7 protein-coding genes are annotated in these 7,737 nt (G+C 56.4%); 4 read left to right on the top strand and 3 right to left on the bottom strand.

Features of this window, described 5'->3' with window-relative positions; all coding sequences use genetic code 11:
- The 4 genes from VMJ32_11405 to VMJ32_11420 all read left to right on the top strand — a co-directional run.
- A partial coding sequence (locus VMJ32_11405; protein ID HTQ39629.1) for an SRPBCC domain-containing protein occupies positions 1 to 310 on the top strand: 310 nt, incomplete at its 5' end.
- 55 nt (positions 311 to 365) lie between these two features.
- Complete coding sequence (locus VMJ32_11410) at positions 366 to 884, top strand: DinB family protein (GenBank protein HTQ39630.1); 519 nt, start codon at positions 366 to 368, stop codon at positions 882 to 884.
- An 84-nt stretch (positions 885 to 968) separates the two neighbouring features.
- Positions 969 to 1,769 carry an NADAR family protein gene (locus VMJ32_11415; GenBank protein ID HTQ39631.1) on the top strand — a complete coding sequence of 267 codons (801 nt, stop codon included), beginning with the start codon at positions 969 to 971 and terminating at the stop codon, positions 1,767 to 1,769.
- Positions 1,770 to 1,947: 178 nt separating this feature from the next.
- Positions 1,948 to 2,190, top strand: a complete 243-nt coding sequence (locus tag VMJ32_11420; GenBank protein HTQ39632.1) for a DUF2007 domain-containing protein — start codon at positions 1,948 to 1,950, stop codon at positions 2,188 to 2,190.
- A 62-nt stretch (positions 2,191 to 2,252) separates the two neighbouring features.
- Here VMJ32_11420 and VMJ32_11425 read toward each other — a convergent pair whose 3' ends face one another.
- The 3 genes from VMJ32_11425 to VMJ32_11435 all read right to left on the bottom strand — a co-directional run bounded on the left by VMJ32_11425 (position 2,253) and on the right by VMJ32_11435 (position 7,280).
- On the bottom strand, positions 2,253 to 3,527 hold the full coding sequence (locus tag VMJ32_11425; protein ID HTQ39633.1) for a DUF1501 domain-containing protein: 1,275 nt from the start codon (positions 3,525 to 3,527) through the stop codon (positions 2,253 to 2,255).
- Between the two features lie 183 nt (positions 3,528 to 3,710).
- On the bottom strand, positions 3,711 to 5,459 hold the full coding sequence (locus VMJ32_11430; GenBank protein ID HTQ39634.1) for a DUF1549 domain-containing protein: 1,749 nt from the start codon (positions 5,457 to 5,459) through the stop codon (positions 3,711 to 3,713).
- An 861-nt stretch (positions 5,460 to 6,320) separates the two neighbouring features.
- Entirely contained in the window at positions 6,321 to 7,280 is a 960-nt protein-coding gene (locus VMJ32_11435; GenBank protein ID HTQ39635.1) for a hypothetical protein, read from the bottom strand.
- Positions 7,281 to 7,737: the final 457 nt, after the last annotated feature.

Raw genomic sequence — 7,737 nt, forward strand, 5'->3', positions numbered from 1 at the left:
TTTCACGGGCCACCCGGTGGTGATTGGGCCGCAGCCGGGGGCGGAGTTTCGGGCCTTCGAGGGCAAGATCAGCGGCAAAATTTTGCACGTCGAGCCTAAGCGGCTGATTGTGCAAACGTGGCGATCGGTGCACTTTCCGCCTACAGCCATCGACTCGGTGCTGATTCTGACATTTTTTCCTGAGGCCGGAGGCGGGCGCATCGAACTGAACCACATCAACGTGGCCGACGAAGATTTCGCCGGCGTCAGCCACGGTTGGCAACAACATTACTGGACGCCGTGGCGTGCGTATCTTACAAGTAAAGTTTGAACAGCCAGTTCTGCATCTTTCTTCCAGGCAAAAAATTCATTCTGGAGAAAATGAAATGGCCGCCGCTTCCATCAAAGAGATTGCCTTCGGAGATTTAGAGCGTGAGTTGGACGTTACCCGCAAGGTTTTGGAACGGTTGCCGGAAAAGGATTTCGGCTGGAAGCCGCACGAGAAATCGATGAGCCTGGGCCGGCTGGCGATGCACGTGGCCACGCTGCCGCAGTGGATGGTCGATACGCTGAGCAAAGACGAACTCGACATGGCCAAGCCGCCGGAAATGCGGACCGAGCCGAAAAACAGCGCGGACTTGCTGCAGGAATTCGACAAGCATGCCGCGGCGGTCCGAGCGGCACTGGCCAAAATTGACGACGCTGGTTTACAAAAGCCGTGGAGCTTGAAACAGGGGGAAAATGTGCTGCACACTAAAAGCAAAGCCATGATTGTGCGGCTGTGGTGCTTGAACCACATGGTCCACCATCGGGCGCAATTGTGCCTGTATTTGCGGTTGCTGAACGTGCCCGTGCCGGCGGTGTATTTTAATTCGGCGGATGAACCGGAGTGGAAGTTCGATTGAGTCCGTTAAAGCACAGACGGACGAACTAACCGCAGAGACGCGTACACGCAGAGAGCAAGAAAGCAGGAACGGATTTGATGGAATATGGCTAAGCAATGGTCTTTCTTTGTTGCCGGGGCATTCACTTTGTTGGCGAGTTGTAATTCGCAGCCGGGCGCGCCGTCGAGTGCTAAACCGCAAGCGACGACGGATGGGAAATCGACGGAGCTAGCCGTGGCGGCAGATGTCGCGGCTGCAAAACCGGAAGAACTGCGTGACGGGCGCTATCCGGCGCGGTGGTGGGCGGCGGTTCCCAAAGAAGGCGCGCCCGATTGGGAAATTTTGCCGCAGGAAGCCGGGCCGGGGGAAGTGATTTTGTCCAAGCGGCAGGCGGATTTGGGGCTGCTTTCCAACTTCGCCGCCACGCCGTTTGAATTTCATGGCAAAAAATACGCCAGCTTGGAAGGCTTTTGGCAGGCGATGAAATATCCGGAAGGGCCGGATGATGCGCGGGCGAAATTCCCCGGCTTGCAGTGGGAACACACCCGCGATGAAGTGGCGGGCATGACCGCCTTCGACGCCAAGCACGCGGGCGACTTGGGCAGCGCGAACATGAAGGAGATGGGCATCGATTGGGTTACATTCGAAGGCAAGCAAATGCCGTACAAGCCCGCCGAGCCGGGCGAGCATTACAAATTGATCGTTGCGGCCACGTGGGAAAAAGTGCGGCAGAATCCGGACGTGAAAGCCGCGCTACTTTCCACCGGTGATTTAACGCTCCGGCCCGATCATCATCAAGAACCCGACGCCGCGGCGGCTTGGAAGTATTACGACATTTTGATGGGCATCCGCAGCCAGTTGCAGCAGGAAAACGGTGCGCAGCCCGCCGGCGGCGATAAGAAATGAGCGCCGCAAAGTGAACGGCGGACGGCGTTTATCACGACCCGCCAAACGCTAGCGTTGCCGCCGGCAAATGGTATATTTGGAGGATAACGGTTCGCCCGATCGCAGGCGGGAGTGAAATTCTATCCTGCACGAGTAAAGTTCTGTCCTGCACGATTGCCTCTCGAACGAAAGGTGTGCCATGGAAACCGAAGATTTAGTGGAAGTTTATCGGGCCAAAAGCAGCGTGCAAGCGCACCTGATGGTTTCGGAATTGGAAGACGCCGGCATTAAAGCGATGGTCGACGGCGACAATCTGGAAACCGGCCTGGGGGGTGACGCCCTCGGTTGGTCCGCCGCTCCGCGGATTTTGGTGGCCGCGTCAAACGAGGGGCGGGCCCGGGGAATTATCAAGCACCTGGATCATGGCAAGCCGGCGGAGTAAGAAGAGGTGGTCTCCGCCTGACACAGTCGGGTTTTTTCCGCCCGCTACATGCCGCCTACTATTCACACAAACAGTTCTTTTATCACTTTGCCGCTGTTGGCAATTTTCATCGGGCGGCCGTTGTTGCTGGTGAAGGTGGTGTCGAGCGAAACGCCCAGTGACTTCAGGACGCTGGCCATCAGGTCTTGAGACGTGTAAGGATCGGTGGTCACCTGCGTGCCGTCTTCGTTTGTGGCGCCGACCACCACGCCGCGTTTGAAATCGGCTCCGCCCACCACGACGCTCCAGGCACGGGCGTAGTGGTCGCGTCCGGCGTTGCCGTTAATGCGCGGCGTGCGGCCGAATTCGCCCAGCCAGACAATGGCGGTGGAATCGTACAGTCCGCGGCTTTTCAAATCGGCGATCAGCGCCGACATGGCCTTATCTAGCTCGGGCAATTTCTGCTTTTCCAGCGTGGTGAAATTGTTTTGATGCGTGTCCCAGCCTCCCATGTCGACTTCGACAAACGGGACGCCGGCTTCGACGAGGCGGCGGGCCATGAGGCAGCCCTTACCGAACTGCGTTTTACCGTAGCGCTCCTGCATGTCGGCCGGCTCCTGGGCCGCTTTGAAGGCGGCCATTTGCTTGCTGGTCATCAGGCTGACGGCCTTTTTCATCACCTTCAAGTGGTCTTCCGCCGCTTCGCCGCGATTGGCGTTGATAAAATCGTGATCCATGGCTTGCAGCACGGTGAGTCGTTCGTTCATGCGTTCCATGTTGCCGCCGGCGTTCAGGTTTTTCACATCGCCGTTGGCATCGACCACGAACGGGGCCCACGTCATTCCCAAAAAGCCCGGGCCAATGCTGTCGCTGCCGATGGAAACGAAGGGGGGAATTTCCAATTGCGGCATTTTGTCGGCCAGTTCGTGAGCCACCACCGCGCCGTAACTGGGATGATCGATGGTCGGATTGGGCACGTAACCGGTGTGCATGTAATAGCGGCCGCGGCCGTGGTCGGCTTCGCGGGTGCTCATGGAGCGGATGACGGCCAGTTGATCCATTTGCTTGGCCAGTTCCGGCAGGTGCTCGCAAATTTGCAGGCCATCGACCTTGGTGGAAATGGGCTTGAAGGCGCCGGCGGTGGGCGCGCCGGGCTTCATGTCGAACATGTCGATGGTGGCAGGCCCGCCGTTCATCCACAGCATGATGCACGATTTGTTTTTCTTCTTCAGCTCCGCCGCGTTGGCCAACAGCGAGTTGGTGAAGGCAATGGCCGGCGAGGCCAAGGCCGCGGCGCCCGCCAGGTGCGACATGAAGTGACGGCGAGTCATGCCGTCGTGGCAGTTGCAAAAAGACATGGTTTACTTCTCCTGGCCGTGTGGGGCGCTGAGGCTTAATGTCTAACGTCTAATGTCTAATGACTGAATCCCGGCGCGCCGGGGAATGAATGACCAATGTCCAAATCCCAATGACCAATACGGGCACCTACGTTTTTCCTTCTCCCATTGGTCATTGGTGCTTGGTTATTCGTCATTTGTTCCCTAGTGGTTCAAAATAAATTCGCCGCTATTTAGTGTTACCCAAAAAACATCTTGCAGAGCGCCGACGGGGTCGCCTTTGCGAGCCGCCAGCAGCTTGTTGGCCCAATTGATTTCTTCCGGCGTGGGACGCCGGGCCAGCGTGGCCATGAACAGCCGGTTGATGCGATCGGCATTGTTCAATTTGGCGTCGCCTGCCAGTTGATCGAGAAAATCGCCCTGGCTGGTGCTGGTGGCGCGGCGAATTAAATCGCTGTTGAACATCATCAACGTTTGCGGAATGGTGCCGTTGAAGGTGGTGGAGTCGGCGCCGTCGTCGGTGCCGAACGTAATGGTGAATTGCCGCAGCCATTGATTTTTGGTCCGTTCCTGCTCCTCGGAACTGCGGAGCGTGTTGTCGGCGGCGGTGGCCACCAGCAGCGATTCGTACAATTGCTCCGGTTGCATCTGCCGCAGATAGAAATGGCTGAACATGGGCTTTTCGCCCTTGGTTGGATCGTCCTTTTCGTTGTGCCCCTTCACCATTTTGCTCGACAGGCCGTACGGCTCGCTAAGCACAATCCAGCGAATCAACTGCTTCAAATCGCGGCTATGCGCGCCGAAATCGACGGCCAGCTTGGCCAGCAACTCCGGATGCGAAGGCGGATTGTGCGGACCCATATCGTCCACGGGCTTGGTAAAGCCGTAGCCCAGAAAGTGCCCCCACATGCGGTTAACAATGGCCTGATCCAGGAACGGCGACGCTTTGACGAGCTTGGCCAATTCCGTTCGCCGGTTCACTTTGGCCAGCCGGCCGTCAGGATTGATTTCGGTGCCGTCGACAAACACCGGATAGGCCGATTTCAACTGCCCGTTGCGAAGCTCGTAAAACAAAATGGCCTGGGAGGGGTCGGTTGCGCCGTGGGCATCTGGTTCGCCGTTGAAATCGCGGCTGACCAGCTCGGCCACGGGCTCCGGGGTACGGCGCGGGCTTTCACGCACGGCCTTGGTTTGGCGGAAGAAGGCGTTCAATTCCCAAAACTGGTTTTGCTTCCAATCGTTGAACGGATGATTGTGGCACTGCGTGCACTGCACTTGCAGGCCCAAAAACACGCGGGCGGTTTTGGCCGTGGCGTTCACGCCGTTGTCGTCGAGGTTGCCGATGAGGAAGTTCACTTCACCGCGGAAATCTTCTTCGCCCGGCTTGTTGCTGCCGTCGGCGGTAATCAGATCGGTCACCATTTGATCGTACGGCGTATTGCGGGCGAAGGCATCGCGCAGATATTTTTGCATCCCTTCGCGATCGACCAGCGACTTCCGATCGGGCATCGCCGGCGGCCGCCCAATGAGAATGGTGGTCCACACGTTGCTCCAGTTGTTGGCGTACTCTTCCACGTAGTCGTCGGAGAGGAGCTTATTCACCAAGTGCTGTTTTTTGTCGGGCGAGTGGTCGCGCAAATACGCTTCTACTTCGTCGACGTTGGGAATGCGGCCCAGCACGTCCAAAAACAGGCGGCGGCACCATTCGCCGTCGGTGGCCGGCTGCGACGGCAGGAGGCCCTGCGCTTGCCAGCCCTGGTGAATGTAGTCGTTGATGTAGCGAACTTGTTCGTCGGCGGAGGCCTTCGACGAAGCGCTGTCGGAGGGCGCAGTGGAATTGGACGTTAAACTTGCGGGCCGAGAAGGCGCGGTGGAAGAGATTTCTTCGGCCGACAAACGGTAGACCGCCGCCAGTAGAAAAACAAATGAGCCGAAGCGTGCCGCTGCCTTCATATTCGGCTTCCCTCAGGCTGGCCAGGAGGATTTTTACACCGCCTGGAGCTACCAATCGCAACGATGAAGCAATTCCAATTCAATCGTCGCTCGTGACGGTTAACCATCCCTGCCCACATTCTACCAATAATTAACGATTCTCTCAGCATCCGGGGCAATGATCGTGATCACGAACACCGATGATCGCGGGGCCGGATGTCGTTCTCGATGCGAACGTGATGCCGCCGCAATGTCGAGAAAAGGCGGAGGCTGATTTTTTTCAAAAAATTTTGTTGAGGGGCTTTGGGAACCAGTGGGCTGGTCGTTTTCGATCCCACTTTGCGACATCGGGACCAATGTGAGACGATAGCCGGCTGGAAAAGAGCGTCGCGATTGGCCAAAGGGGCGTAACTTATTGGCAGATAGGAAACGGCCAGCGTTGCGTAATTAAACACATGTTCGATTTTGCAACATGCAAAAAAACGCAGGCGAGTTGGAACCACCTCTTCAGGGATCCCAACTCGCCTTGCGAAATGTGGCAGCTAATTAATAGCTCGGATCGCTCAAATCACGGCTACCCTTCTCTTTTAATGGCTTTCCGGAGCCATGCCTCAAACTGTTCCACGACCCGAGAAATTAGCTGCCTTTGTACGATGCCGATGAATCTGGTTGCGCGGCATCAACCTCTCCCATTGCCGGCCCCGATACAGGACGCAGGTCCTCTTCTTTGTTCCGGCCCCGACCGAAGCGGGTTCAGCGGATAGGCTCTCCGCTGCCTCTGAAGAGCAAAATGTATGCCAACGCCACACCACCGTGAATTTGGGTTGTGTACCTTTAAGTGTGTCCCACAATTCCTTGGGCCATGTTTTTTGAATTCTACCATTAGCCGACAGCCATGACAGTCTCAATCAGCCGTCGGACTGACCAAACTTCATGCGTCAGGCCGTGCGCCATCGCCGGGGTGATTTTGCCCAAACTGCGATGCTTCCGGCAGTAGTTGTAATGGGCAAAAAACAGCCCCAGGGCTGCTTGGTGGTTGCCCCATCGCTTGCTAAAGCAGTAGGTCAACCGGCCCATCCGTTTGCAAAACGTGCGAATCGACCCATTCATTCTCTCGGCGTGGCTGGTGCAAACACGGTCCATATCCGGGTTGCCCATTATCCATTGCTTTTCCGCTTTGATTATCTGGGAAGGGGAATACTTGCGGCGATCCTCTTTGATCGGCTCTTTGAACGTCTTGATAACTTGCCCGTAATCGACCCGCTTGCCGATTTGCCGCAGAACCGCGAATGGATAGGCTTGCCAGCCATCACTGGACAGGTGGTAAGCCCCGGTCGTGGCGTCGTTCAACTTGGCGCAAAACTGGTGCGTATCGGCTTCATTGCGCCGGCCTAAGTGCCAAGCGATAAGCAGTTTGGTATTTCGTTCCACCGCCGTATAGCAATAGGAGTCGCCCGCGCCGCCAACAATCTTTTTAGTTTTGGCCGTATAGTGTTTGCAGTAAATGAACTGCCAAATTTCATCCACTTGCACGTCGTCAACGTGTATGTCTTTGATCGTGCTGGCCATATATTGTTCGCAGCGCCGACCGACAAGATTGCAGAGGTCGATAACGGTTTGGGGCTTGGTGCCGGTCAATCTGGCCGTCGCCCGAACCGAAACACCCTCGCAAAGCAAGCTGACAATCTTAACGGCGAGGTCCATGCCCACCCGCATGCCGTCAAAAGCTCGGGTGAATTCGGTCCAAGACTTTCCGCAAAGGGTGCAGCGGTAGCGAATATCGCCGCTTTTCGTGGTGCCGTTCTTTTTGAAATGCTCATGCTGGCAGGCTGAAACGATCATTGCGAAGTCGCCTTTTTCAGCGGCTTTCGCTACAATCAGGTTATCGAGACGCGATTGGGCGAAAGCCTAGTTGTGTTTGACCCCGTTCAGGCTTGCCGGCTTGACCGGGGTTTTTTTGTTGACTGCTATTGCCAACCCATGAATAATAATATATAGTATTATTCATTCGGACACAATGGTTATTTCACGATTTCTCAATATATTTTTATTATGGCTAAATCAACACGCGGACCCGGACGCCCGGAGGTATCCGATGCCGAGAAACGCAAACCCCGGTTCCTGGTGCTATTAACGGACGCAGAGCATGAGCTGGTGGAAGCGGCCGGAAAGCCAAAGGTTTCCACTTGGGCCAGGAAAACGCTTGTACGGGCCGCTAAACGCCAATCCAAGCGGGATTGAGCGGAGCGCGTGAGAATCGAACTCTACGGCGTGTAGCCGTCCCAAGCGGAGTATAAAT

The sequence above is a fragment of the Pirellulales bacterium genome (genome assembly GCA_035499655.1).
GTDB lineage: Bacteria > Planctomycetota > Planctomycetia > Pirellulales > JADZDJ01 > DATJYL01.

What these genes read in the sequence shown, in the direction of transcription:
- VMJ32_11410 (HTQ39630.1), top strand. Translation starts at nt 366, where the DNA reads ATGGCCGCCGCTTCCATCAAAGAGATTGCCTTCGGAGATTTAGAGCGT.
- VMJ32_11415 (HTQ39631.1), top strand. Translation starts at nt 969, where the DNA reads ATGGCTAAGCAATGGTCTTTCTTTGTTGCCGGGGCATTCACTTTGTTG.
- VMJ32_11420 (HTQ39632.1), top strand. Translation starts at nt 1,948, where the DNA reads ATGGAAACCGAAGATTTAGTGGAAGTTTATCGGGCCAAAAGCAGCGTG.
- VMJ32_11425 (HTQ39633.1), bottom strand. Translation starts at nt 3,527, where the DNA reads ATGTCTTTTTGCAACTGCCACGACGGCATGACTCGCCGTCACTTCATG.
- VMJ32_11430 (HTQ39634.1), bottom strand. Translation starts at nt 5,459, where the DNA reads ATGAAGGCAGCGGCACGCTTCGGCTCATTTGTTTTTCTACTGGCGGCG.
- VMJ32_11435 (HTQ39635.1), bottom strand. Translation starts at nt 7,280, where the DNA reads ATGATCGTTTCAGCCTGCCAGCATGAGCATTTCAAAAAGAACGGCACC.